General features: G+C 29.9%; 25 protein-coding genes and 1 tRNA gene. 10 read left to right on the top strand and 16 right to left on the bottom strand.

Annotation, left to right across the window (positions count from 1 at the left end; genetic code table 11):
• Positions 1–22 precede the first annotated feature (22 nt).
• A tRNA-Cys gene (locus G594_RS0105235) sits at positions 23–97 on the top strand.
• A gap of 158 nt (positions 98–255) precedes the next feature.
• Here the strand turns inward: G594_RS0105235 and hslO are convergent.
• The 3 genes from hslO to G594_RS0105220 all read right to left on the bottom strand — a co-directional run bounded on the left by hslO (position 256) and on the right by G594_RS0105220 (position 2,212).
• Positions 256–1,143, bottom strand: coding sequence for an Hsp33 family molecular chaperone HslO (gene hslO / locus G594_RS0105230; protein ID WP_027097613.1), 888 nt, complete (start codon positions 1,141–1,143; stop codon positions 256–258).
• Between the two features lies 1 nt (position 1,144).
• Entirely contained in the window at positions 1,145–1,894 is a 750-nt protein-coding gene (locus G594_RS0105225) for a class I SAM-dependent DNA methyltransferase (RefSeq protein WP_027097612.1), read from the bottom strand.
• 66 nt (positions 1,895–1,960) lie between these two features.
• Positions 1,961–2,212 (bottom strand): alpha/beta-type small acid-soluble spore protein, encoded by a 252-nt coding sequence (locus G594_RS0105220; protein WP_027097611.1) that lies wholly within the window; start codon positions 2,210–2,212, stop codon positions 1,961–1,963.
• 177 nt (positions 2,213–2,389) lie between these two features.
• Between G594_RS0105220 and G594_RS0105215 the strand changes: the two genes are divergently transcribed.
• From G594_RS0105215 to G594_RS20285, 4 genes are all read left to right on the top strand, one after another.
• Positions 2,390–3,379: an aspartate-semialdehyde dehydrogenase gene (locus tag G594_RS0105215; RefSeq protein ID WP_027097610.1), complete on the top strand. Its 990-nt coding sequence runs from the start codon at positions 2,390–2,392 to the stop codon at positions 3,377–3,379.
• A 16-nt stretch (positions 3,380–3,395) separates the two neighbouring features.
• Positions 3,396–4,274, top strand: a complete 879-nt coding sequence (gene dapA / locus G594_RS0105210) for a 4-hydroxy-tetrahydrodipicolinate synthase (protein WP_027097609.1) — start codon at positions 3,396–3,398, stop codon at positions 4,272–4,274.
• Positions 4,275–4,285: 11 nt separating this feature from the next.
• A complete protein-coding gene (gene dapB, locus G594_RS0105205) occupies positions 4,286–5,041 on the top strand; it encodes a 4-hydroxy-tetrahydrodipicolinate reductase (RefSeq protein WP_027097608.1) in 756 nt (251 codons plus the stop codon).
• 145 nt (positions 5,042–5,186) lie between these two features.
• Positions 5,187–5,342 carry a hypothetical protein gene (locus tag G594_RS20285; protein ID WP_165438808.1) on the top strand — a complete coding sequence of 52 codons (156 nt, stop codon included), beginning with the start codon at positions 5,187–5,189 and terminating at the stop codon, positions 5,340–5,342.
• Between the two features lie 111 nt (positions 5,343–5,453).
• On the opposite strand, the gene G594_RS0105195 is transcribed toward G594_RS20285, so the two are convergent.
• Positions 5,454–5,969: a cob(I)yrinic acid a,c-diamide adenosyltransferase gene (locus tag G594_RS0105195; RefSeq protein WP_034865915.1), complete on the bottom strand. Its 516-nt coding sequence runs from the start codon at positions 5,967–5,969 to the stop codon at positions 5,454–5,456.
• 116 nt (positions 5,970–6,085) lie between these two features.
• On the opposite strand from G594_RS0105195, the gene dapD reads away from it, so the two are divergent.
• Positions 6,086–6,796 (top strand): 2,3,4,5-tetrahydropyridine-2,6-dicarboxylate N-acetyltransferase, encoded by a 711-nt coding sequence (gene dapD, locus G594_RS0105190; protein ID WP_027097606.1) that lies wholly within the window; start codon positions 6,086–6,088, stop codon positions 6,794–6,796.
• 118 nt (positions 6,797–6,914) lie between these two features.
• On the opposite strand, the gene G594_RS0105185 is transcribed toward dapD, so the two are convergent.
• Both G594_RS0105185 and pdaB read right to left on the bottom strand, forming a co-directional pair.
• Positions 6,915–7,571 carry a single-stranded DNA-binding protein gene (locus tag G594_RS0105185; protein WP_027097605.1) on the bottom strand — a complete coding sequence of 219 codons (657 nt, stop codon included), beginning with the start codon at positions 7,569–7,571 and terminating at the stop codon, positions 6,915–6,917.
• Positions 7,572–7,678: 107 nt separating this feature from the next.
• Complete coding sequence (gene pdaB, locus G594_RS0105180; RefSeq protein ID WP_027097604.1) at positions 7,679–8,437, bottom strand: polysaccharide deacetylase family sporulation protein PdaB; 759 nt, start codon at positions 8,435–8,437, stop codon at positions 7,679–7,681.
• A 100-nt stretch (positions 8,438–8,537) separates the two neighbouring features.
• Between pdaB and G594_RS0105175 the strand changes: the two genes are divergently transcribed.
• On the top strand, positions 8,538–9,071 hold the full coding sequence (locus G594_RS0105175; protein WP_027097603.1) for a DUF4364 family protein: 534 nt from the start codon (positions 8,538–8,540) through the stop codon (positions 9,069–9,071).
• Here the strand turns inward: G594_RS0105175 and G594_RS0105170 are convergent.
• Positions 9,064–9,945 carry a YncE family protein gene (locus G594_RS0105170; RefSeq protein ID WP_027097602.1) on the bottom strand — a complete coding sequence of 294 codons (882 nt, stop codon included), beginning with the start codon at positions 9,943–9,945 and terminating at the stop codon, positions 9,064–9,066. The genes G594_RS0105175 and G594_RS0105170 overlap by 8 nt on opposite strands.
• A 154-nt stretch (positions 9,946–10,099) precedes the next feature.
• On the opposite strand from G594_RS0105170, the gene G594_RS0105165 reads away from it, so the two are divergent.
• Positions 10,100–10,348, top strand: a complete 249-nt coding sequence (locus G594_RS0105165) for a TIGR03905 family TSCPD domain-containing protein (protein ID WP_027097601.1) — start codon at positions 10,100–10,102, stop codon at positions 10,346–10,348.
• Positions 10,349–10,399: 51 nt separating this feature from the next.
• Here the strand turns inward: G594_RS0105165 and G594_RS0105160 are convergent, their stop codons facing one another.
• From G594_RS0105160 to G594_RS0105145, 4 genes are all read right to left on the bottom strand, one after another.
• A complete protein-coding gene (locus tag G594_RS0105160; protein ID WP_027097600.1) occupies positions 10,400–12,286 on the bottom strand; it encodes a hypothetical protein in 1,887 nt (628 codons plus the stop codon).
• Positions 12,287–12,310: 24 nt separating this feature from the next.
• Positions 12,311–13,618 carry a bifunctional folylpolyglutamate synthase/dihydrofolate synthase gene (locus G594_RS0105155; protein ID WP_027097599.1) on the bottom strand — a complete coding sequence of 436 codons (1,308 nt, stop codon included), beginning with the start codon at positions 13,616–13,618 and terminating at the stop codon, positions 12,311–12,313.
• Positions 13,619–13,762: 144 nt separating this feature from the next.
• Positions 13,763–15,535, bottom strand: a complete 1,773-nt coding sequence (locus G594_RS0105150; protein WP_027097598.1) for a M3 family oligoendopeptidase — start codon at positions 15,533–15,535, stop codon at positions 13,763–13,765.
• Positions 15,536–15,682: 147 nt separating this feature from the next.
• On the bottom strand, positions 15,683–17,125 hold the full coding sequence (locus tag G594_RS0105145; protein WP_034865914.1) for a deoxyguanosinetriphosphate triphosphohydrolase: 1,443 nt from the start codon (positions 17,123–17,125) through the stop codon (positions 15,683–15,685).
• 126 nt (positions 17,126–17,251) lie between these two features.
• Here G594_RS0105145 and G594_RS18380 point away from each other — a divergent pair, with 126 nt between their 5' ends.
• Together G594_RS18380 and G594_RS0105135 are read left to right on the top strand one after the other, a co-directional pair.
• Entirely contained in the window at positions 17,252–17,662 is a 411-nt protein-coding gene (locus G594_RS18380) for a DUF3944 domain-containing protein (protein WP_051195910.1), read from the top strand.
• A 52-nt stretch (positions 17,663–17,714) separates the two neighbouring features.
• Positions 17,715–18,197, top strand: a complete 483-nt coding sequence (locus G594_RS0105135; protein ID WP_027097596.1) for a hypothetical protein — start codon at positions 17,715–17,717, stop codon at positions 18,195–18,197.
• A 91-nt stretch (positions 18,198–18,288) separates the two neighbouring features.
• Here G594_RS0105135 and G594_RS0105130 read toward each other — a convergent pair whose 3' ends face one another.
• From G594_RS0105130 to G594_RS0105110, 5 genes are all read right to left on the bottom strand, one after another.
• Positions 18,289–19,479 carry an ABC transporter permease gene (locus G594_RS0105130; RefSeq protein WP_027097595.1) on the bottom strand — a complete coding sequence of 397 codons (1,191 nt, stop codon included), beginning with the start codon at positions 19,477–19,479 and terminating at the stop codon, positions 18,289–18,291.
• Positions 19,472–20,203 carry an ABC transporter ATP-binding protein gene (locus G594_RS0105125; protein WP_027097594.1) on the bottom strand — a complete coding sequence of 244 codons (732 nt, stop codon included), beginning with the start codon at positions 20,201–20,203 and terminating at the stop codon, positions 19,472–19,474. The genes G594_RS0105130 and G594_RS0105125 overlap by 8 nt, the downstream gene beginning before the upstream one ends.
• A 123-nt stretch (positions 20,204–20,326) precedes the next feature.
• On the bottom strand, positions 20,327–21,598 hold the full coding sequence (locus tag G594_RS18375; RefSeq protein WP_034865912.1) for a dicarboxylate/amino acid:cation symporter: 1,272 nt from the start codon (positions 21,596–21,598) through the stop codon (positions 20,327–20,329).
• A 182-nt stretch (positions 21,599–21,780) separates the two neighbouring features.
• A complete protein-coding gene (locus G594_RS0105115; RefSeq protein ID WP_027097593.1) occupies positions 21,781–24,276 on the bottom strand; it encodes a glycosyl hydrolase family 18 protein in 2,496 nt (831 codons plus the stop codon).
• Between the two features lie 17 nt (positions 24,277–24,293).
• A partial coding sequence (locus tag G594_RS0105110; RefSeq protein ID WP_027097592.1) for an immunoglobulin-like domain-containing protein occupies positions 24,294–25,220 on the bottom strand: 927 nt, incomplete at its 5' end.

Here is a 25,220-nt window from a genome sequence, read left to right as displayed (position 1 = left end):
ATACATTATTAATATAAGCTTTGGCGCTGTAGCCAAGTGGTAAGGCAGAGGTCTGCAAAACCTTTATTCCCCAGTTCAAATCTGGGCGGCGCCTCCATAAAAAAAAGACTGCTACAAAATATTTTTATTCTGTAGCAGTTTTTTTAACCATGGCATTTTTACTATAGCTTCTTAAGTTCTTAAGTTTTTAAAAACTTAAGAACTTATATTTTTTTGAATATAGAATATAGTCCTGGCAATAGAAAATAAGGTTCCTTATTTATTCGTAGCTTTTTCTAATAAATCTTTTATATCTTCATTAGTAAACTTATATTTTCTATTACAGAAGTGACAAACAACTTCTTCTTCTTTACCATCTTCATATATTTCTCTTAAATCTTTTTCACCTATACTAATTAGGGCCTTTTCTATTCTTTCTCTTGAACAATCACAAACATACTTAGGTTCAACTTCATCTAATATCTTTAAATCCATTCCATCAAAAATGAACTCTAATATTTCTTCAATTGTTTTACCTTCACTTATCATTGTTGTTATTGAAGGTACCTCTTCTAATCTATACATTAATAAATCTGCTAATAATGGATCTGCACCTGGCATCATTTGAATTACAAATCCACCTGCAGCTTTTATTGAATAGTCCTTATCTACAAGCACCCCTAAAGATACTGCTGAAGGAGTTTGCTCAGAAACAGTAAAATAATATGTTAAATCTTCAGCGATTTCTCCAGTTTGTATTGGAACTTGACCTACATATGGTTCTTTTAACCCTAAGTCCTTTATTACATATAATAAGCCATCCTTACCTATTGCTCCACCTACATCTAATTTACCCTTAGCATTTAGCGGCAATTCTATATATGGATTACCTATAAATCCTTTAACTGATGCATTTTGATATCCTGTAACTGTTACTCCCTTAGCTATTCCTCCGCCATTTATCTTTATAGTTACAACTTCATCATCTGATTTTAATGTTCTTCCCATTAAAGCTGCTGCCGTTAACATTCTACCTAATGCTGCAGATGCTAAAGGTGTACATTCATGAACGCTAGTTCCATCATTAACCATATTAGTTGTGATACCACCAAGTATTCTAACCATACCATCCTTAGCAGTTGCTCTTATAACTTTATCTTTCATACTATACCTCCATATTCTTTCCTACAACATATAAAATTCTTTCACTTTCTTGTTGTACTTCATCTATATTGTATCCATCAAATTTACCTAACAAAGTAAATCCTACTTGATTTAAAACTTCTTCAATTTCACTTTCTTCATAAGCTCTCTCAAAATGCTCTTCTTCAAATCTTTCATAAAGTTCATTTTTCTCTTTAACAAAAAAAGTTAAAAACATATTTACAACATTATCTTCAATTGTATTTTCCCATGTATAAAAAACATCCTCAGAACTGTATGTGTAAATATTGTTTCCTAAAATATTGGTTAATTTATAAAAAGAATTGATATCAAAAATAAATAATCCTCCATCTTTAAGATGTTCATATACTCCTGTGAAGTATTTTTCTAAATCGCCATCTTCTATAAGATAATTAGTTGAATCTAATACACATGTTATTACATCAAATTTATGATTTAAGGAAAGCTCTCTCATATCTTGACATATAATTTTAGCTTTAATCCTCTCAGCTTTAAATTTATCAAAAGCCTCTCTTAACATATCTTCAGATAAATCAACTGCATATGTAGACTTAAAATATTTAGCCATTCTTACGCCAATATTACCTGTTCCACAGGCTAAATCTAAATAATCAACTGGATTACTTTGATATTTATCAATTATTTCTTTCAATCTTACTACCATTGAATCATAGTTAATATCTTCATTTATTAACTCATCATAAATCTTTGCAAATTCGCCATAGGCCATAACTTTTCCCCCAGTAGTTTTATAATTACTACAAATATATTAAAGCTATTCCTTCATTAAGTCAATTTATTTTCTACCAAGAATTTCATTATTGGTAGGTATATGAAGATCTTTTTTTCTTTTTGTCATAATTCCTCCAATTCTACCAGTTTCTTCTGCTGTTAGTCCACCCCAACCAAAGGCATCCACCTTATCCTTTAATCCAAGTTCCTCTGCTATTTCGTATTTTATTTTTTCTCTTAACTCCTCTTCAGGTGTTAATTCTTTATTTCCTTTTAATTTTGCTTTTATCACTTTTTTTAATGGTGTCTTACTCAAAACTTTCACTCCCTCTTAAATTTCAACCTTATTATTCCCCCATAGCTTATATTTATTCCCTCTTGTAAATACAAGAAATTTGTATTATTTTTACCAATACTATTGATATTTCCCAATACTTTAACTATATTAATTGTATATAAGAAATTATATTAATAATATTTAGGAGGGATACTTTTGTATAACGTTGCAATTGTTGGGGCTACTGGAAATGTAGGTAGAAAATTTTTAGAAATATTGGAGCAAAGAGATTTTCCAGTAAAGAATTTGTATCTTTTCGCATCTAAAAGATCCGCAGGTACAACATTACAATTTAAAGGAAAGGACTTCATTGTTGAGGAGACTTGCGATGAAAATATAGTAAATAAGAAAATTGATTTTGCTTTATTTTCAGCAGGGGGAGGTGTAAGTTTAGAGTTTGCACCTAAGTTTGCTAAAATCGGTGCTGTTGCTATTGATAATAGTAGTGCTTGGAGAATGGACCCGAAGGTACCACTAGTAGTACCTGAAGTTAATCCTGAAGATATAAAGTGGCATAATGGAATAATAGCGAATCCAAATTGTTCTACTATTCAAGCTATGCCTGTACTAAACGCTATTCATAAGAAGTATGGAATCAAGAGAATTGTATATTCAACTTACCAAGCGGTATCAGGGGCTGGAATTCAAGGAATAAAAGACTTAGAGGATGGTTATAAAGGAATTGAACCTAAGAAATTCCCTTATCCAATAACAGGTAATGTATTACCACACATTGATGTATTCGAAGAAAATGGATACACTAAGGAAGAAATGAAGATGATTAATGAAACAAGAAAAATTCTTCATGATGACACATTAAAAATAACTGCTACAACTGCTAGAGTTGCTGTTTTAAATTCTCATAGTGAAAGCATCAACTTAGAACTTCAAAATGAATTTGAATTAGATGATATAGTTAACTTATTAAGCAACACTGAAGGCGTAGTTGTATATGATAATACTAAAGAATTGAAGTACCCTACACCTTTATTTGTAACAGGAAAAGATGATATCTATGTAGGAAGAATTAGAAGAGACTTTAGTGTGGACAACGGTTTAAATTTATGGGTGGTTGCTGATAACATTAGAAAGGGTGCTGCATTAAATGCAATTCAAATTGCAGAGCTTATGATCGATAAAAAGTAAGATTGGAGGATTTCTAATGTCAATTTTTGAAGGTTCTGGTGTTGCTATAGTTACTCCTTTTAATGATAATGGAGTAAATTATAAAAAGCTTAAAGAATTATTAGAGTGGCACATCAAAGAAGGTACTGATGCCATTATTATTTGTGGAACAACCGGTGAAGCTACAACTATGAGCGAGGAAGAAAAAAAACTTACAATAAAATTTACCGTTGATGTTGTAAATAAAAGAATCCCAGTTATAGCAGGTACAGGTTCAAATAACACTCTATCATCTATAGAAATGAGCAAATATGCTGAAAGTGTTGGTGTAGACGGACTTTTAGTAATTACACCTTATTATAACAAGACAAATTCAAGAGGTTTAATAAAACATTTTGAGGCAATAAATAATTCTGTAAATACACCAATTATTTTATATAATGTTCCTAGTAGAACTGGAGTTAACATTACTCCTGAAAACTTAAAGGAACTATCTACCCTTTCAAATGTAGTTGCTATTAAAGAAGCTAGTGGGAATATTGGTCAAGTAGTACAAATGAAAGCTTTATGTGGTGATAAAATAGATATTTATTCAGGAAATGATGACCAAGCTATACCTATATTATCTTTAGGTGGCAAGGGAGTTATATCAGTGCTAGCCAATATTATTCCTAATGCTGTGCACACCATGATAAAGTCTTATTTAAATGGAGATGTAAAAAAAGCTTTAGACCTTCAATTAGAAAATCTAAAACTATCTAGCACCTTATTTATAGAAACAAATCCTATTCCTATTAAAACTGCCTTAAATTTAATAGGTAAGGATGTTGGTCCTTTAAGACTACCACTTTATGAAATGAGTGATAGTAACTTAATGAAATTAAAGGACACATTAAAAGAATATAATTTACTTTAGGGAGTGACCATATGACAAAAGTAATTTTAAATGGATGCTCAGGAAAAATGGGAAAAATGGTTATTGAATCTGCTAAAAATTTCGATGATATTGAAATTGTAGCTGGAATAGATAAATTTCCTTCTGAAACTAGCTTTCCTATTTTCAAGAATGTTCATGATGTAAATATAGATTATGATGTACTTTTAGATTTTTCAAGAGCTGATGCTTTATCAAATCTTCTTGAGTTAACAGAAAAAACTAAAAAACCTTTAGTTTTATGCTCAACTGGATATTCTAAAGAAGATTTAGATTTAATAAATGAAAAGAGTAAAACTCTTCCATTATTTAAATCAGCTAATATGTCTCTTGGAATTAATCTAATAAATTCTCTATTAAAGAAGGTAGTTCCATTATTATATGAAAACTATGATATTGAAATTATAGAAAAACATCATAACCAAAAAGTAGATGCTCCTAGTGGAACAGCTATTCTACTAGCAGATACAATAAAAGATTCTATTCCATATGAAACAGAATATATTTATGGAAGAGAAGGAAATTCAAAGAGAAAAGATAATGAAATAGGTATACATGCTGTTAGAGGTGGCTCCATTGTTGGGGATCATGATGTAATTTTTGTTGGAACTGGCGAAGTTATAGAATTAACTCACAAAGCAATCTCTAGAGAAGTTTTTGCTGTTGGCGCTTTAAAGGCTTGCCAATATATGAGCAAAGTAACTGAGGCAGGCTTATATAATATGGAAAATGTTATAGAAAATAAATAACAGTAAATTAAGCTATTATAGGTAGAAAATTTCTATCTATAATAGCTTCTTTTATATTTTTAATAATTATTAAATTTCACGGTATAAGAGTAATATTAGTTATACATACTAAATTAGTAGATAAAAGTAACAAGGAGTGATTAACTTGACAAAAGATAGCCAACCTGATAATAAACACGCTAGAATGGAGAAATGTAACTACCAAACTCCAATAACTAGTGAAGAAGGAAAGAATAATAATAGAACTCGAAAGAAACATTCCGTAAAAAGAGAAGGCTTCCAAAGCGATCATATAAATTAGCAAGTATATTTTCTTTGTTTTTTACAAAAGATATCCTTGTGATATTGAATATATCTCCTTACGCATTTTTGACATAGAAAAACATGTGACTATTACTAGCCACATGTTTTTTTAATACTCTATTCCCTCTCTAGCAGGTACACCTTTTTCATAATAATGTTTTACCATTTTCATCTCTGTAATTAAATCTGCCCTATCTGCCAGTTCCTTAGGCACATCTCTTCCTGTCATAATAATTTCTATATCATGGTTATTTCTATTAATTATTTCTACAATATCTTCTACTGATAAAAAACCATTCTTTAATACTCCCATAATTTCATCCATTATTAAAAGATCACATTCTTTATTTTCCACAACTTCTAAAATAAAATTATATGCTTTAATAACTTCTTTTTTTAGTTCTTCAATTTCTTCTGCATTTAAATTCCAAACAAAATCCCTTTTCTCTTCAAATCTAAAAACTTTAAAGTTATCTATTTTCCTTAAAGACTCTAACTCTCCTGTAGGGGTACCCTTAAGAAATTGCACCATATATACCTTAAATCCTCTACCAGCTGCTCTAACTCCTTGGCCTATAGAAGCAGTTGTTTTCCCTTTTCCATTACCTGTATATATTTGTATCATACATCCACCTCATTTCTAATTCATATATATTATAACCAAAAAATTTTATAATTTCTGCAAATATTACTACTCTTAATCATAATTATAATACTAAGAGTAATTTTAGGAGCTTAAATATGGAATATAATTTTACTGATCCCTACGAATTAGCCAGATTTATCAAACAATCAAAAAAATCCACACCTGTACAAGTATATGTTAATGGTGACCTTTCTAAGGTGGACCTTGAACAAACTGAATGGTATGGATTTAATAATTTTTATATATTATTTGGAGAGTCAAATATAATTACTAATATAATTCTTGATAACAAAGATATAATTAAACATTTTAGAATAGAAAATGATAGAAGAAATTCTGCAGTACCTATGCTGAACTTACTAGAACAAGATGCAAGAATTGAACCTGGCGCTATAATTAGAAGCAAGGTTAAGATAGGCAGAAATGCTGTTATAATGATGGGTGCTGTTATAAATATAGGTGCTGAAATAGGAGAAGCCTCTATGATAGATATGAACTCAGTTATTGGAGCACGTGGAAAGATTGGCAAAAGGGTTCATGTAGGTGCAGGTGCAATTATTGCTGGTGTCTTAGAACCACCTAGTATGTCTCCTTGTGTTATAGAGGATGATGTAATGATTGGAGCCAATTCAGTTATTTTAGAAGGAGTAAAGATAGGCTCTGGGTCCGTTGTAGCAGCTGGTTCAGTAGTTACAACTGATGTTCCAGAAGGTGTTGTTGTAGCTGGTTCTCCTGCTAAGATTATAAAAAATGTTGATGAACAAACAAGATATAAAACTAAGTTACTTGATGATTTAAGAAAGTGATACATATTATATTTTCATATACATTAAAAAAGCAGTCTTTCATAGACTGCTTTATATCTTACTTTATAATTTTCTTGTGGTTTTTCTTATATTTATCTAAATATGTTAAAATCTTAATTTACACTGCTCCTTCTTCATCTTGTGAAGCACTTTCTTCTTTACTTACCTTCTCCATCTTAGAAATAGAAACTTCATATGCTATTTTCTTTATTGCTTCTGTTTCTGTTATCTTCTTTTGATATTCTCTACTTTGTAATCTTCCCCACACCCTAATATTGTCACCAACACTTAAAGTTTGACAAAATCTAGAATTTCTTCCCCAAGCTATAGTTGGAATATAATCTGACTTATTGTAAGCTCTATTTACAGCTAATAAAACATCAGCTATTTCTCTTCCAAATGGTGTTGTTCTATATACAGGTTCCTTGCATATATATCCATCTAAGAAAATTTCATTTGGATTCTTACTTCTTTCTATACAAGGCTCTATATTTCTAGCAAAAACAGTTAATATTAATTTATTAGTACCATCCATAAATTTATTGTAGGATCTTAGTTGACCTTCAACAATTATATCTTTTCCTATAGTAATATCTATCCCAGTTAAAAGTCTTTCTGATACAGTAATATTTAACATGTCTACTGAATCACTAAGTCTCATAACCTCCAAATTAAAACTATAGAACCCTTCCCCATACATTTCATGACTGAATTCTAGCTCAGATACTATCTTACCTTCAAGATAGATTTTGTTATTTAACATTAAATTATCCATTGTAACCCCTCTCTCCCTTAGTAATAAAATTGTAAATAAAGAAGATCCCACAAGCACCTATTTCCATTATAATACATTCCACATTCCATTTTCAATATTAAATAGAATTATTTTCTATGTTGTACTCCATCTTTGTCAACATAAGCATCTTCTTTATAAATTAATTCTCCTACAGTGACAAATTTATACCCTTGCTTTTGTAGTTCAGGTATTATCCTATTCAAATTATTTGGAGTATATTTTGCATTATTGTGATATAAAAGAATAGATCCTGCTTTTACCTTCTTCATGACTTTGTTATATTCTACTTCTTCACCTTGTTCCTTCCAATCTACAGAATCTGCATCCCATTGAATACATTTATATCCTAAAGATGTTACAGTCCTATATGATTGTGCATTATAATCTCCACTTGGAAATCTAAAAACCATTGGCTTTTTTCCTGTGTATTTTTCAACAACCTCATCTGTTTTTCTAAGTTCCTCTTTAATTCTTTCTTCTCCTATCTTGCTAAAGATAGGGTGCTTATAACTATGATTCCCTATCTCATGCCCCCTCTCGTTAATCTTCTTTAACTTTTCCACATTTTCATCACTATAATTTACCCATCCCCCCATTACGAAGAATGTTCCCTTTACATTATATTTATCCAATGTATCTAATATGCTATAAATGTAATCATTTTCCGCCCAATTGATATCGAAAGTTAGTGCTATTTCTTTTTCTTCCTTATCTACTGAATAAATTGGTACTTCTACCACTTCCCCAAAAGTACTTTTAGTCTTTCCATTAAGCAAAAAAGATCCACCTATTAAAATAACTATTAGTAACAAGGATAAACCAATTCTAACCTTTTTCCACTCCAAACTTCTTACCCCTATCATTTCTATCTCTAAATTTATATTCACTTAATAATAATTTATGATATAATAAATCTATACTTTCAGTGGAGATGGAGGTTTTATTATGTTTGAAAATACAGCAGAATTAGCTGAAAATAAGCTATTACTTTTACATATTTTAAAAGAATTAAACAGGCCTATATCAAATACTCAGCTTACAGAAATAGTGCTGGAAAACAATCTTATTAACTACTTTACACTTCAACAATATATAAGTGAACTTGATTCTAGCGAGTTCATAAGATATGAAGACATAAATGAAAAAAAGTTAATAGTACTAACAAAAAAAGGAGAAAATGTTCTATCCTTTTTTAAGGACAGAATTTCCCCTTCAAAAATATCTATAATAAACAATTATATTAACGAAAAAATAGAGTTAATAAAAAAAGAATTAACTATTCAAAGTGATTACACTTTAGCTAAAAATGATAACTTCTTAGTAGAACTAACAGCAATCGAGGATAAATTACCTTTAATTGATTTAAAAGTATCTGTTCCTACTAAAAAACAAGCTTCCTTGCTTTGTAGTAAGTGGCAAGAAAACCCTTCTGAAATTTATAATAAAATAATTAATATTTTATTTGAAGAAACTAATTAATAAGGATCATACCGTTAGGTTCATTACCTATAGGTATGGTCTTTACCTTTTGTTCACTAAAGTCTATAATTCTTAATTTTCCCCCCATATAATCTCCTATATATATATAATCTTTTTGTTTTATAATTCCTCTTGGCATTCCACCTACGTATATTTTTCTAGTCTCTCTTAATCTTTTTATATCTACAACACTAATAGATCCTTCAGTAAAATTAGATACATATAATTCTTCTCCATATTCATACATATCAACTGGTGTAATACCTACCTTTATTCTTCCAATACTTTTATAATTTTCTGTAGAAATTATATCTATATAACCTTCAATGTCATAACCTAAATAACTTTCACATAGGTAAATCTTTTTTTCATCCTTAGATAGTAAAATCTTTGTTGGATACTCTGGTGCTTTAATTCTTCCAATCACCTTATTATTCAAACAATCTATAATAGATACAGAGTGTCCATCCATATTACTAATGTACATTATTCCCTTATCTTTATCTAATGCAATGCTATGGGGATATGATTCAAGTTTTATATCAAATGCTATTTTCTTACTTGCCATATCCATTACTAATAATGAATTACTTTCTCCACAGGCAATATAAGCCTTATTTTCATAAAGCTTAACATCATTAGGATGTGCTCCAACATATAGATTGTTTACCTCTTTCTTTGAATGCATATCTATTAAAGATATGCTATTGCTATAATTATTTGATGTGATTATAGTATTATTTTCATACTCTATACCATGAGGTCCAACAGGTTTTTCTCCTAAATCTAAGGGGATATGATCTACTGAATAACTCTCTATATCTATTAAGCTTAAATTATCACTGGATGTATTGCAAATTGCTATAGAATTCATTAAAAACAACCCCTTTAGGAAACCTTATTGTACTTATAATATATGTGTCTTTATCTCTAATGGGACAACTTTCACCATATTTTTTCCTTTATTTCTACGCCCTTACCATATATAATATAATTTGTTATAAATAAAATTACAGGGAGGTATGTTCATGTATTCATACAAGACAAAGGGGACATGTTCTACAGAAATTACTTTTTCAATAGAAAATGATATTATTAAAGAGGTTAACTTCTTAAGAGGTTGTGAAGGTAACCTTCAAGGTATATCTAGATTAGTAGAAGGCATGAATATTGAAGATGCAATAAATAAATTACAAGGTATAGACTGCAGAGGGAAAGGTACTTCTTGCCCAGACCAACTTGCTAAAGCTCTTAAAGAGTGGAAAGAAAATAAATAGAAAGAAAGCCCCTTGTCTACTTGACAAGGGGCTGTTTAAATACTTGAATTTTTAATCTTCTATAAGAAATTTGAATTTTTCATTTATTATATTACTTAACTCTTTAATTAAGTAATCTCCCTTTTTATATAGACTTATATACATAAAATCTATATTATCATCATATTTCTCAATCTTACCTGCAATTCTTTCTCCTGCCATAATAAGATTTCTAATAATTTCTCCTTCCCTACTGCTTAACTCTCCAATAACTAACCCAAAGCTAGTAGTAATAAATATTCTATCCTCTTTATAACCATCTAGACCATTTAAAAGAGTCAATACATCTCCTTCTTTTACTAGCTCATTGTTATATTTAAGCTTGTTGACAGTAACTGTAGGTATAATTATATTAGTTAAAAATATATCTTCCCCATCAATCTCCTCTTCTGGATTGTTAATATCAGTAATTATAAAATTATTGTTATTTTCATATATAATGAAAATTATTTTTTTTCTTATCCAATCAACAACTTCATTTTTAATTGCCTCCTCAAGTGAAGATAGGGTTTTTCTTGTCCATCGATCTTCTATAGACCATAGCTTTTCAATTGCTGATAATCTTATATCTATTAAATCAGCATTTAAGCATTCTACAAGGAAATCTTGATTTTTAATTATGCTCTCTCTTGTTAGTGACTCTAAAGCTATTAAAAGTAATGAATAATCACTACTATCCTCAACATAAACTTCCTTTGACAAATCCTTTGGACCTATAAATATTTCCTTTAAATTTAGAGATTTCTTAACTGTACTTATTAATAGATCGGAGTATGATGTTTCATTTAACATTTCTATATACTTATACCAAACATAATCTCTAGGATTCCTTTTTAAGAGCATATTTAACTCCTCTACAGTTAAATCTTCATCCATTTCAACAGCTAATTGAAATAATAATGGTGAATCAACAGTTTCATCTTTTATAGCATCATTAAATACTCTTGTCCAATCTATTTTTAAATAGAGCTTTTGAGTTTTTTTATAATATTCATCTTCCATGACTGATTCATCAACTATATATCTATACACATTTCCTAAGGTTAAACAACTTTTAACATCTTTATCATACTTCTCAAATAAATCAATATATCTTTTTACTAACCTTTTAAATATAGATAACTTTTCATAATTATAGTATACAAATATATTGCTTACTACTTCTCCAAAAGCTTTAAAAGTCTTCTCATTAATATTGTCATTATTTAGAAAGTAATCATACCCCACCTTAATTATAGTGGTATTCCAAAGAAAATTCTTGAAATATTCCCCTTTCCAGCCTTCACAGACCATCCACTCTTTCATATCTTTATTAAGTACATCTATATAATTTGCATAAATCACCCTTCCTGCTGCCTGAGATACTTTAGCTAAATCAAATAATATCTCATCAGAACCCTTTAACTTTAAAAATAATTTAGCAACATAAAAAGAATACTCATTATATAAAGCTAAAACTAAAAGCTTTTCCTTTATTTCTTCAATTTCATCAAAAAACAAAAGAGTTAATCCAAGCTTTATTTCTTCTTTTGAGTTACCTTTAAAAGCCATTAATCTTCCAACCTTTATTATATCCCTTTTGTTAATAATATTAGATTCAATTCTTCCATTAATTAATTCTATAAACTCCCCATAATACTTTATTAAAGGATGTTCTTCTATGAAAGATATTGCTTCACTAATATTAGATTCATCTTCAATTATTAAGTCAATAATTCTTAATAACCTTTTTGAATTTCCAATCATATCAAAGGTAGGTAAATCATTACCCATAAAAATTGAGTTTATCTCATCTTTTCCTGCTTCTTCAAAGTTTTGGTTTGTGTATACCTGGCCCTTATTTTCCTCATAAAATGTTTTTAAGTCCTTGTAGCATATATCCTTTTCTTCACAGGTCATAAAATCCCCACCCTCTAGCATATTTTATTTATTGAATTTCCTTCTAATAATGCCTCTCATATCACCTATCATATATAGTGACCCACTTATTAAAATCAAATCTTCTTCATTTGCCTCTGATAAAGCTAAAGCTAATCCTTCTTCGTAGCTATCTAGAGCAACACAATTTGAATTGTACTTGTCTATAACCTTCTTTAAATCTTTTGATAATTCTGCTCTATTGCTATGAGGTGTTAGCGCATACACCTTTTTAGCCTCTGGTGTAATAACTTTCACCATATCTTCAACTTGTTTATCAGCTAATATCCCTAATAATAAATATATATTCTTATAAGTAAAATACTTATGTACATTTTCATTTAATGTTTTTATACCTTGAATATTATGAGCCCCATCAATAACAACTAAAGGGTTATTTTTCATAACCTCTAGTCTACCTTTCCATTGTACCTTTTTTACCCCCTCTTTTATATCATCTATGGTAAACTTAATATTTTCAATTTCCTCAAGTACACTTATTCCATTTAATGCTACTAATAAGTTAGTAATTTGATGTTCTCCAAGAAGAGCAAAATCTAAATCTATTTTTTTATTCTTAAATTCTACTTCTACTTTTTGATATATCTTATCCTTATTAACAACACTTAAAAAGTGACCTTTGCTTTTATCTACTATATATAAAGAAGAGTTATTTTCCTTACATACCTTTTCAATAACCACCTTTGCTTCCTCTTCCTGAGGATAACTTATTACAGGTATAGCTTTTTTTATAATACCAGCCTTTTCACCTGCAATCTCCTCTAAAGTACTTCCCAAAAGGTTAGTATGATCTAAGCTTATAGAGGTAATTATACTAAGTATTGGAGTTATAACATTGGTAGAATCAAGCCTTCCACCTAAACCTACTTCAATAACTCCATAATCTATATTTTCCTCTTTAAAATATAAAAGCATTAAACAAGTAATTATTTCAAACTCTGTTGGATGATTATATCCCTCTAAAATAACCTGGTTAACAGAAACTTTTAAAACATCCATTAGTCTACCTAAAGTATCCTTAGGAATATTATTTCTATTAATTTGTATTCTTTCTTCAAACTCCTCTAAAAAAGGAGATGTATACATGCCAACCTTAAACCCCTTCTCCATAAGTAAAGAAGTTATTATAGATGTGGTTGAACCTTTACCATTTGTTCCTGCTATGTGTATTAATTTTAATCCTTCTTGGGGATTACCAAGGATTTCTAGTAGTCTATAGGTTCTTTCAAGGCCATAATTAGAGCCAAAATTACCTACCTTATGTATATAATCCATTGCTTCATCATACTTCATTTATATCATCCTATCTATATAGTAAAATCTATCCTTTATCTAAGTATTATAAGTCAAATAGTTATAACTAACAAGTTAATAATACTTCTTCCAAAAAAAGAAAGAGATGTATCATAAGTATTTTTTGATACATCCCTTTTCTATCTATTTAGTTAACTCTATAAATTGCTCTATATCTTCTTCTATAGTCTTTAGAGAATTCTTCCAGAATTCCTTATTATGAATATCAATTCCTACAACCTTAGTTATATCGGCTATAGCATTTTTACCTGTAATTGAAAGAAGATTTTCATATTCAGTAGTAAATTCCTTACCCTTCTTTAAATATTCAGCATATAATCCCTTAGCAAATAATAATCCAAATGCATATGGGAAGTTATAGAAGTTAGAGTCTGCATAATAGTAGTGTGGCTTCCATGTCCACATATATGGATGTAAGTATTCTGGGTCTAATCCATCACCATATGCTTCTCTTTGAGCATTTAACATTAATTCTTTTATCTCTTCTACTGATAAAGCACTTTCTCTTCTCTTTTCAAAGAAAGCCTTCTCAAATAAAAATCTAGAATATATATCTACAATAACTTGTGTACAATCTGATATTTCATTTTCTAGAATAGCTAAAGCCTCTTCCTTAGTTGCATCTTTTATAGCAGCTTTTTTAATAATAGTTTCACAGAATGTAGAAGCTGTTTCTGCAATTGGCATTGGATAATCAGAGTTTAATATCTTTTCATTCTTTAAACACTCTCCATGGAATCCATGTCCAAGCTCATGTGCCATAGTTACAACATCACCAAACTGTTCTCCATAGTTTAGTAAAAATCTACTTTCACCTAAGAAATGAAGGTTATGACAGAATGCTCCCCCAACCTTACCTTCTTTAGGGAATACATCTATCCAGCTTTTTTCAACTGCAGTTTTAGCAAAATCAGCTAAATGGTCACTGAAAGTTCTAAAGTTCTTTTCTACATACTTTGCAGCTTCTTCATAAGTGAATTTCATTTCAGCTTCTGAAACAGGTGCATACATTTCATAGAATGGTAATCCATTTTTGTATCCTAAAAGTTCACCTTTTCTTCTTAAATACTTTCTAAATAAAGGCATACTTTCCTTCATAGCTTCAAGCATTGCATCTAATGATTCTTCATCCATTCTAGAATTAACAAGAGTCATATCAAGAGGTGATTTATATCCTCTTAAATCACATACTGTTAAAACCTCACCTTTAATTCCATTTAAGGCTGCTGCTACACCCTCTTCAACTTTTTTATATGATTCAATTTCAGCAAAATAAGCTTTTCTTCTTAATTCTCCATTTGGATCATAAGCCATATTTAATACTACTGTTAAAGGTAGTTCTTTCATTTCACCATCTATTTCTATGTCCACCTTTAAGTTAGATATTAAATTATCCTTTAATTTTAGCCAAGCATTTGATCCTGTATTCTTCATTTTAGAAATTATAGATTCTTCCCTATCTGAAAGAAGATATTTACTCTTTTCTATTATTTCTTTAATGTAAAATTCATGCTCTTTTAAAACTTCTGATCCCTTAATAACGATATCGATATCTTTTATATTACTAATCCATCTTTCAAGCTTTGTAGTTGCTTCAACAATCTCAGTGAGTTTACTATCTAATATATCAGAATATCTTAACCCTTCTGAATTTTTAGTATCTGCACTTAATGTAAGAGAAATAAAAGCCTCAAGCCTACCAATTAGCTCAGATAATTTTGAAGATCTCTTTATATATTCTTCAAGCTTTGGCCTTACATTGCCTTCCTCACAAACCACTTCATCAGCCCAAGTATTTAAGGACTTTATACTTTGGTCTAACTTTTCTAAATCATTTTTAAATTCTTCACTTTCAAATGAAGGATATATTTCCTTCAAGCTCCAATTTAATTCCATATTATCCCTCCTCAATAAATAATATAATACCACAATTCATTATTAAATTACTATTACTTTTTAATTTTTCATATCATATACTTAATTTTCTATGTATTTTTCCATGTATTTTGTATTTTGTTAGAATAAAAATAAAAATTTAATATTTTAAATTCTCATACCCAACAATTCATGATAAATATGAGCAGCATATGAATCTGTCATTCCACATATAAAGTCAGTAACTAATAATAATCTACAATACTCTTCACTACAATCCTTTTGTTCAATACTATGTTCACATACAAATCTATAATTTTTAGAAATAAGTGAATATAGTTTTCCATCATACCCCTCATAGGGTTTTACATCCTTGTTTAATGCAACAGGTATAAAGGTATCTAACAAAAATTCTATTATTTTATACCCTACAATTTCATTAGATACAATTCTATCATTATTATATACATATTCATTAGATATTCTTCTTAAAAATGATGATACCTTATTAGCTTTAGAATTTTCTATAAGATTCCCCTTATATTCCCCCCTCATAATCTCATCATAAGAGGATATAAATTCTTCCGAAACACAGTCTTTAAAATATCTATTTAACTTTATTATAAATGACTTTAGGGCATATTCCCCTGGATCTTCATATCCATATTCCTCTTTTGCAATATCATAGTTCTTAGAAAGATAGAAAGATAAGCTTTCCTCAAGGGTTTTCTCTTCATATCCTTCTTCCTTTATAAACTCCCTATATTTATTTTTAAATAATTCATGTGAGAATATTTTCTTGCTAAATGCATCTTCTAAATCACCTAAGAGATATGCAATATCATCAGCAGCCTCTAATATATATACTAATGGATTTCTATTTTTACCTATCTTTGTACTATTAACTATATAATTAAAGGTATTCTCCTCTGCTTTAAAATATCCAATCTTCTTTCCACCAAACTTCTTATTCCCAAGTTCCAAGGATGATATAGGATACTTTATAATTGAATTTAGCACTCCAGTAGTTAAATTCATTCCATATCTATCTATAACAAAATGTAACTTAGTCAAAATTCTAAGACCTTGAGCATTCCCCTCAAAGTTCAAAAGGTCTAAGGCTTCTTGCCTTTCTAATTTAAATTCATATTCCTCAAATTTAAAATAGAAGCTTCCATCCTTATTTTTTTTTAACTTAGAAGCAAACCATTCTCTAATGGCAACCTCCCCAAAATGTCCAAAAGGTGGATTTCCCAAATCATGTATAAGTCCTGCACAGGACAACACATTTCCTATTTCTTCTACCATTTGAAAGTTTATTTCGTCATCTGTTCCTTTAGTTAGAGGAATTAACTGTAGTCCTATAATCATTCCTAAGGACTTTCCAATTGAAGACACCTCTAAGGAGTGAGTTAACCTAGTTCTAACAAAATCTAATTTCTCAAGAGGAAAAACTTGAGCCTTATCTTGAAGTCTTCTAAAAGATGCACTAAAAAGAATCCTATCATAGTCATTTTCAAATTCATCTCTGCCATCAAAATTCTTTTTAGCCGATTTATATTCTTTAATTCTATTTTTATTTAAAATATCATTCCATTTAAATCTAGTCATAAATATCATCTTTCCTTATGTTTCAATTATTTATTATATTTTTTACAATATAACTAAAGTTATACTTATCATAAAAATGGAAATAATATTATAGACATTACTATAAGTATTTTTAGGAGGATATAAATGAGTTATAGATATGATCCTGATTTAGAATTTTTACAAAATTGTTCTAATGATGACTTAGAAAAACTAGCTAACTATCTTAACTTAAAAGATTACAAAAACAAGAATACCCCTTGGATCTATATAGCTGAAGATATACAAAGGTTAGGTGAAACTTCCCTGCAAGATTACTTCTTAAATGGCTCTGTTTATTATAAAGATATGCTTATTGATATATGTAAGAAACTTAAGATAAATTTTAATTCTAATTATTCAACAGAAAAAATAGAAAGCTGTTTGTTAGATGAAATTAAGAAAAACTCAATAGTATACTCGGATTTTCAATCTGAAATATACAAACAAATAATGCCTTCTTGTATTCAAATTGCTTATATACGAAATAAGTACAACAACTCTGTGAATACTCATTAATTGTTTGTCACATACTAATTTTGTTCAAAATTATATATAGAGGTGAATACAAATGATAAAAAGATATGTAAGTGCTATAGCATTATCTCTTGCTTTAGTTAGTGGATCTTCTGCTATAATAGCAAGTGCTGTAGAATATCCAAATGAAACTACAACAGTTACAGCTACAGAATCTGAAAAGAAGGATGCTGAAAAAAAGGAAGATGAAAGCAGACATCATAAGCATAAGCTTGGAAAAGAACGTGCTGCTGAAGATATTAAGATGCTATCTAAAGCTGAAAACCTAAAATTATTATCTGATGATGATAAAAAAGCACTTGGAGAAATCAATAAGTGTTTACAAGAAAATAATGATCTTTCAAAGGATCAAATTAAGAAATTAATATCATTAAAAAATAAAATAGCTAAATGTAAGTTAGGAGATAAAGATTACGAAAAATTTAAAGAGCTACTAAAGAAATCTAAAAAAGATTGTTTAAATGATGATGAAAAGAAAGAATTAGATGGCTACTTGAAGAAAATTTACTGTAAATAATTTAAAACAGGAAGATGATACCTTCCTGTTTTTCCTATTTAAATATTTATATATTCTTATATTTATATGTTTTTATATTCTTTTATTTATCCTAACTTCTAAATACAACCTCTTCCCTTGAGAACATTATTTTAGCACCTACAACAGCAGCAATAACATATACTATTTGCCATCCTAACACAAAAAGAATATGCTGAGTATTAAAAATTCCAACCATAGCTTCCTTTATAACACATACAGAATTTATTATTGGTATGTGAAAGAAAACTTCATTAATACTTTTTGCATCTAAAAACATTGGAATAAATGAAAGTATCATCATAGGCATCATTAATCCAGAAAGATAAGTATTAGCTTCCTTCGTACTTCTAGCAAATAAGCTTATACATATTTGTAGTGCACAAATTATAACTATAAGTAATAATGAGAAAACTATTGTTAAGGCTATAGACTTTCCACTTAGTGAAAGAGCTATCTCTCCTCCTCCTGACAATTCAGAAATATATTGTTTAAATGAAATCCATAAAGATATCATGCTAAAGCATAATGTAATTACTCCCATTATACAAAGGCTACCTATTTTCCCCCAAAGTATTGAACTTCTATTTCCTGATGTAGATAAAAGAGGTTCAAAAGTATTTTTCTCTTTTTCTCCTGATCCAAGTTCAGATGCAAGTCCAAGTGTTAAAGATAAAAGAAGTAATACAACCATGCTTGGTAGCATTCCTGTCATATAATTTCCTAATTGATTCATATTACCATCTTTACTTACTCCAGATTTTATTTCAAGATTAAAAGGCATTAAAATTTCTTCTTCTATACCTTGTTCTTGTAATCTTGAGGTTACTATTTGCTTGCTATATGCCTCATAAATAGAGGATACAATTCCTGCTGCAGCTGTTGATTTATTGGATTCGTCATCCATTAACATTTCTACATTAGTAACTTTACCACTAGCTATATTTGCATCAAAATTATTAGGTATATTAATTATTAATTGTATATCCCCACTTTTTAAGGCTTCTGATGGGTTTTCCACCTCTTCAATTATTATACCTTCTTGACTTTTTAATAGAGCTGCTATACTTGAATCCTTGTCACCTTGAAGTACAATTCTACTTTCCTTCTGTGCTTCAGTTGTTGAACTAGTCATGGCTGTTGACATAACCTTAAACATTAAAGGATATATAAGAATAGGTAGAATTATTGTAAAGGCTAAGGTTTTTCTATCTCTAATAATGTCAGTTAATTCTTTCTTTAAAACTGTTAAGAAATTACTCATCCTTATCACCTCCAATTAAAGATACAAAAACTTCTTCTAAATCCTCTGTATTATACTTTTCCTTAAGTTCATTTATTCTCCCCTGCTCTACAAGCTTGCCCTTATGAATAATAATAACTCTATCACATAGTTTCTCTACCTCAGCCATGGAATGGCTAGAAAATAGAATAGTTTTATTTTCTTCTTTACACTTCTTTATAAACTGGTGAACAACCCTAGTAGCTCTTACATCTAACCCTGTACTTGGTTCATCAAATAACATAACTGATGGATTATGAACTATTGAACGAGATATAGATACTTTTTGTTTCATCCCTCTTGAAAATTTACCAACCTTTTTATCAATATAATCTTCCATACCAAAATCCTTAGAAAGTTCATCTATCCTTTTGTTTGCCTCATCATTTTTAATTCCAAAAAGGTTAGCAAAATATCTTATATTCTCTCTTCCTGTAAGTCTATCATAAAGTCCAATATCACCACCAAAAAGTATTCCAATTTCTCTTCTTACCTTTTCAGGTTCCTTTGAAGCATCATAGTCATTTACTTTAACTTCTCCAGAAGTAATTTTTAGCATTGTTGATATCATTCTAAGAGTAGTTGTCTTTCCTGCTCCATTCTCTCCAAGAAGACCAACTATCTCCCCTTTATTTACATTAAAAGAAAGCTTGTCTACAACCACGGCGTCTTTAAATTTTTTACTTAATTCCTTTACCTCTAACATAATCTTCCCTCCTTTTACTAGTAATATTTTACTATACTCTGTTTATTTCATCAAACTTGTAGCTTCACTAAAAAAAGAACTACAACCAATTTATAAACCTTGGTTATAGTTCTTAAATTTAATCTATTTACATTCTTTATCCACTATGTAAGCTGCAAGTCCAGCTCCTGTTACATTCGTAAGAGTTCTTGCCATATCTATTATTGCATCTACGCCTAAAATAATAGCCATACCTTCTATTGGAAGTCCTAATGTTGTTAAAATAAGTGTTGTAGACATTGTAGCTGCACCTGGAACTCCTGCAATTCCTACGGAACCAACAACTATAGTTAAAATCATTAAAATATAATGAGTTAATGTAAGTTCAATTCCAAATACATTTGCAACAAATATAGCTACTATAGCTGGGAATACTCCTCCACATCCATTCATACCAACTGTGGAACCTAAGGAAGCAACAAAACTTGCTGTACTACTTGATACCCCAATATTATTTTCTAAGGATTCTATAGTTACTGGAAGTGTTCCAAAACTACTTTGAGTTGTAAATGCAACAACTTGTGCTGGCCATATTCCTTTAAAGAATTTAATAGGACTTCTTCTTTTAAAAATTAATATAAACAAGCTATGTATTATAAGAATTTGAAAAGCTAGGGCTAAATAAATTGCTACTACAAAAGTTAAAAGTGGCATTAATGTACTTACACCATTTTTTGCTCCTACAGCTGTCATAAGACCAAATACTCCAAATGGTGTTAATCTTAGTACAATTCTAGTTATTCTCATTAATATTGTACTAAATGAATTTATGAAAGCCTTAAAAGGTACTACCTTTTCCTTATTCTTTTTATCTTCCATAATAATTGCAAAAGCTATAAATAATGCAAAAATTATAACTGGTATAATTTGTCCTTCAGCCATTGATTTTATAGGGTTTGTTGGAAGCATATCATTAAATACATCCATAAAGCTTGGAATTTCCTTAGGAACAAAATTTTCTGCTCCTTCAAATACTATACCTTTACCAACAGAAAAAATGTTTCCAAATATAATACCAACAATTCCAGCTATAGCTGTTGTTCCTAAAAGCATCCCCATAGCTCTAATTCCTAAAGATTTTAGTTTACTGCTATCCTCAAAATTAGATATACTATTAATTATAGATACCATAACTAAAGGAATTACAACCATTCTAATTAATGAAATATATATCTTTCCTATAGGTTCTACAATTAGTGAATTCTCCTTTAAAGTTAATCCAAAAATAAGTCCTAATCCTAACCCAATTAAAGTTCTTACTGAAAATGAAACTTTTCTTTTATTAAGGTACCAAAGTAAACCTAAGGCTAATATAGCAAATACAATAGCTGCTACTAATTCAATATTAAACGTCATTTAAACTTCCTCCACTTATCTTTTGTAACTAATAATTTAATTCATACTATTTTACTATGAATAGATTATAGTAGATAACTTATTTCATGTCAAATACTTATTCTTAAATATTATTAATAAACACTTAAGAATTTTTTTATACAAAAAGGGGTAAATCAAATTGATTTACCCCTAATAAAATACTAACTAATTTTTTCCCATGCTCCCCATTCTGATGATCCCGGTATTTCACCTTGTGTCCACCATTTACATCTATAAGTTTCTCCGTTATAAACAACTATATCTCCACCATTATATACTGTCTTAGAATCATAGGTTGGATATTTTTGATCTTCAACGGTTATATTACATGAAACTTCTGCCTTACCACCATCTTTGTCTACAACAGTGTAAGTTAATTTATATACTCCTGTTTTAGAAGTATCTACAGTTCCTGCCACTTTAATAGCATTAGTTAAATCTCCATCTTCCTTGTCTGTTGCCTTTACCCCACTTAACGGATTGAAAGTTGAGCCAAGCTTTATAGTTTGATCTTTAACTCCAGTAATTTCAGGATTTGTATTTACTACAGGAGCATCCTTATCAAAAACAGTAACAACTCTTGTAACTATTGTTTCTTTACCACTACTGTCTTTAACAGAATAAGTTAAAGTATATTCTCCTGCCTTTGAAGTATCTACAGTTCCTGCTACTTTAATGGCACTAGTTAAATCTCCATCTTCCTTATCAGTAGCTGTAACACCACTTAAAGCATTAAACTTATCACCTAAGTTTATAGTAATATTATTAGCTCCAGATATAACTGGTGCTGAGTTTGTATCACCCCAAATTGTTTGTTTCATAATTTCAGGAGATGTTTGATACATTCTTTGTGATACTTCAACACTTATAATACTGCTAGTATCTTCAATAGCTTTATCAAGATTTAAATCAAAAGTAAATTCTGTTCCTGGTTTCATTAACTTACCATCTGACATGCCGCCAAAGTCTATAACGTAGTAATCTCCTACCTTTGAAACTGGACCTGCTGGATATTGTGAACCTGTAATTGCTACACCATTAGTCTTAATATAAACCTTCATATTTTTAACAGTTTTAGCTGCGGTTTCAACTGTTGATAACACTTCACCAGACTCACTTAATTTTTCATTATTTTTTATTGATACATTTAGTACTCCACCAGTTCCCCATGCTTGAGTTACTGGAGTTACTGTACAAGTTAAATTAGGATTTGTATATTTTACATCGTACTTAGGTAATTCACCTGAACCAAATAATGCTTCTTTAGTAGCATTTGTTAATTCATCTCTCTTAGTAGAAGTTGTAGTTGCATCTTGTGATGCCATCCAAGCAATCATACCACCAAGATTATTTTCTTTAACATACTTAGCCTTTTCTTGAATTGACCTTACATTATCGTAAGTAAAGAATGCACCTGTTTCTGGGTTGTATAAATATGGAGCCTTAGCGCTATCATCCCAGTACTCTTTTAATCCAGTGTACTTAGCCTTTAACTTATCTAGGGCATTGTATCCCCATACTCCACCAGCTCTTCCGCCTTCACCATTCTTCATTGGAGCTTCATTAAGTGCTCCTGGTGTTGGTGTAAGGTCTGCATTCTTATTAACTACTGCAGCTTCTCCAAATAGTCCTGGATTTTTTGGGTCAACGCCTTTATCTGAAACTTTTTCCCATCCACGTGTATAGTATGCTGCTCCAATAACTATTTTTTGTCTTTCTGCACCTTGAGATATATAATACTTAATACTTTCATCTACTGAAAGCCCTTTATATTCTTCTGGAGCATTAGGATTTGTATATAATGCAGTTTGATGACCGCTTGTTGTACTCCAAGCTCCTGCCATATCATAAGTCATTATATTAGCAAAATCTACTATATCAAATAACTTATCAACATCTATACCAGCCTCTATTTTAGATACTCCTGCTGGTAATGCTACAGATAATTCATAAGTTTTTCCAAGCTCTTTACCTTGTTTATTTAAGGCATTCTTTAAATCTTGTAATAACAAGATGTAATTATCCTTGTCTTGTGGACTTGCATTTGGTGTTCCTTCATCGTTTGTATTATCAGTCTTATCAGGCTCTCTATAGTCACCAGGATACTCCCAGTCTAAATCAACAAAATCCATATTTGTATATTTAATAAACTTCATAACGTTTTCTACAAACTTAGCTCTTGTTGAAGCATTTGCAGCTATTGTTGAGAAGTCTCCAGACTTAGACCATCCACCTAAAGATACACCTATCTTTAAGTTAGGATTTTCTGCTTTTAACACTTGGAATGCATTTAAGATACCACCATTAACATCACCATAAGTTACACCTGCGTTTCCTAATGGATGTCCTGTAGCTGCATCTTTATCACAATAAATCAACTCACCTGAAGCATTAAAATCCATAAAAGCAAAATTTAAATGTGTTAATTTATCTGCTGGTATATCCTTTGGATAGAAATTACCTTGTCCTCCCCAAATAGACCAGTCACCATAATACATTACATTACGTAACCCTGTAGTAGCTTGTGAAGTAATCTCAGTTGTATTGGAAGACTGAGTTAAAGCACTAATTGGAATACCATTAGTTAACAATAAAGCAGTAATAGCACTAAATGCAACAAAAGTTTTTAAGTTCTTTTTTAACTTTCTCTTTGCCATATTATCATCCTCCTATATTATGATATTTTTTCCCATGGTCCCCATTGAGCACCTGGTGCTTGTCCTTGAGTCCACCACTTACATTTATAAGTTTCTCCATTATAAATAACTATGTCTCCACCGTTATAAATTGTATTAGAGTCGTAAGTTGGATATTTTTGTTCTTCAACAGTTATATTGCAGGAAGCTTCCGCTTTACCACCATCTTTATCCACAACAGTGTAGGTTAATTTATATACTCCTGCTTTTGAAGTATCTACAGTACCTACTACTTTAATAGCACTAGTTAAATCTCCATCTTCCTTATCTGTTGCCTTTATTCCACTTAATGGATTAAAGGTGCCTCCAACTTTTATAGTTTGATCCTTAACTCCAGTAATTTCTGGATTTGTGTTTGCTATAGGTGCATTCTTATCAAAAACAGTAACAATTCTTGTAACTGTAGTTACTGCACCTTTGCTATCTGAAACTGAGTATGTTAAAGTATACTCTCCTGCCTTAGTATTATCTACTTTACCATTAATAGAAATTTTACTTGTTAAATCACCATCTTCACTATCTAATGCTTTAACTCCATTTAAAGGATTAAAAGTATCCCCTAAGTTAATAGTAATATCCTCAGCACCTGAAATAACTGGTGCTTCATTATTACCTATTGGGTTCATTCCATTAAATGTAATATTTCTTACTCCTGAGAAACATAATCCAATCATACCTTGTATTGTAACTGTTGCCCCTGAAGAAATATTTTGCCATGCTCCTGAGGTTAATGTTACTCTAGCAAAGTCACCATTATCTTCTACAGTATAAGTACCTCCCCATGAAGACTTATATAAAGCAGACTTTGGCAAATCAAAGGATACAGTCCATCCTCCCTTAATTTCTTCACCAGTATGATTAGTTATATTTAAAGAATAAGTGTAGTTTGGATGATCATAATTACC

This window comes from Clostridium paraputrificum AGR2156 (genome assembly GCF_000424025.1).
Taxonomy (GTDB): Bacteria; Bacillota; Clostridia; order Clostridiales; family Clostridiaceae; genus Clostridium; species Clostridium paraputrificum.
The sequence above is the reverse complement of the archived record's forward strand: the minus strand, read 5'-3'. Positions and strand labels throughout refer to the sequence as shown.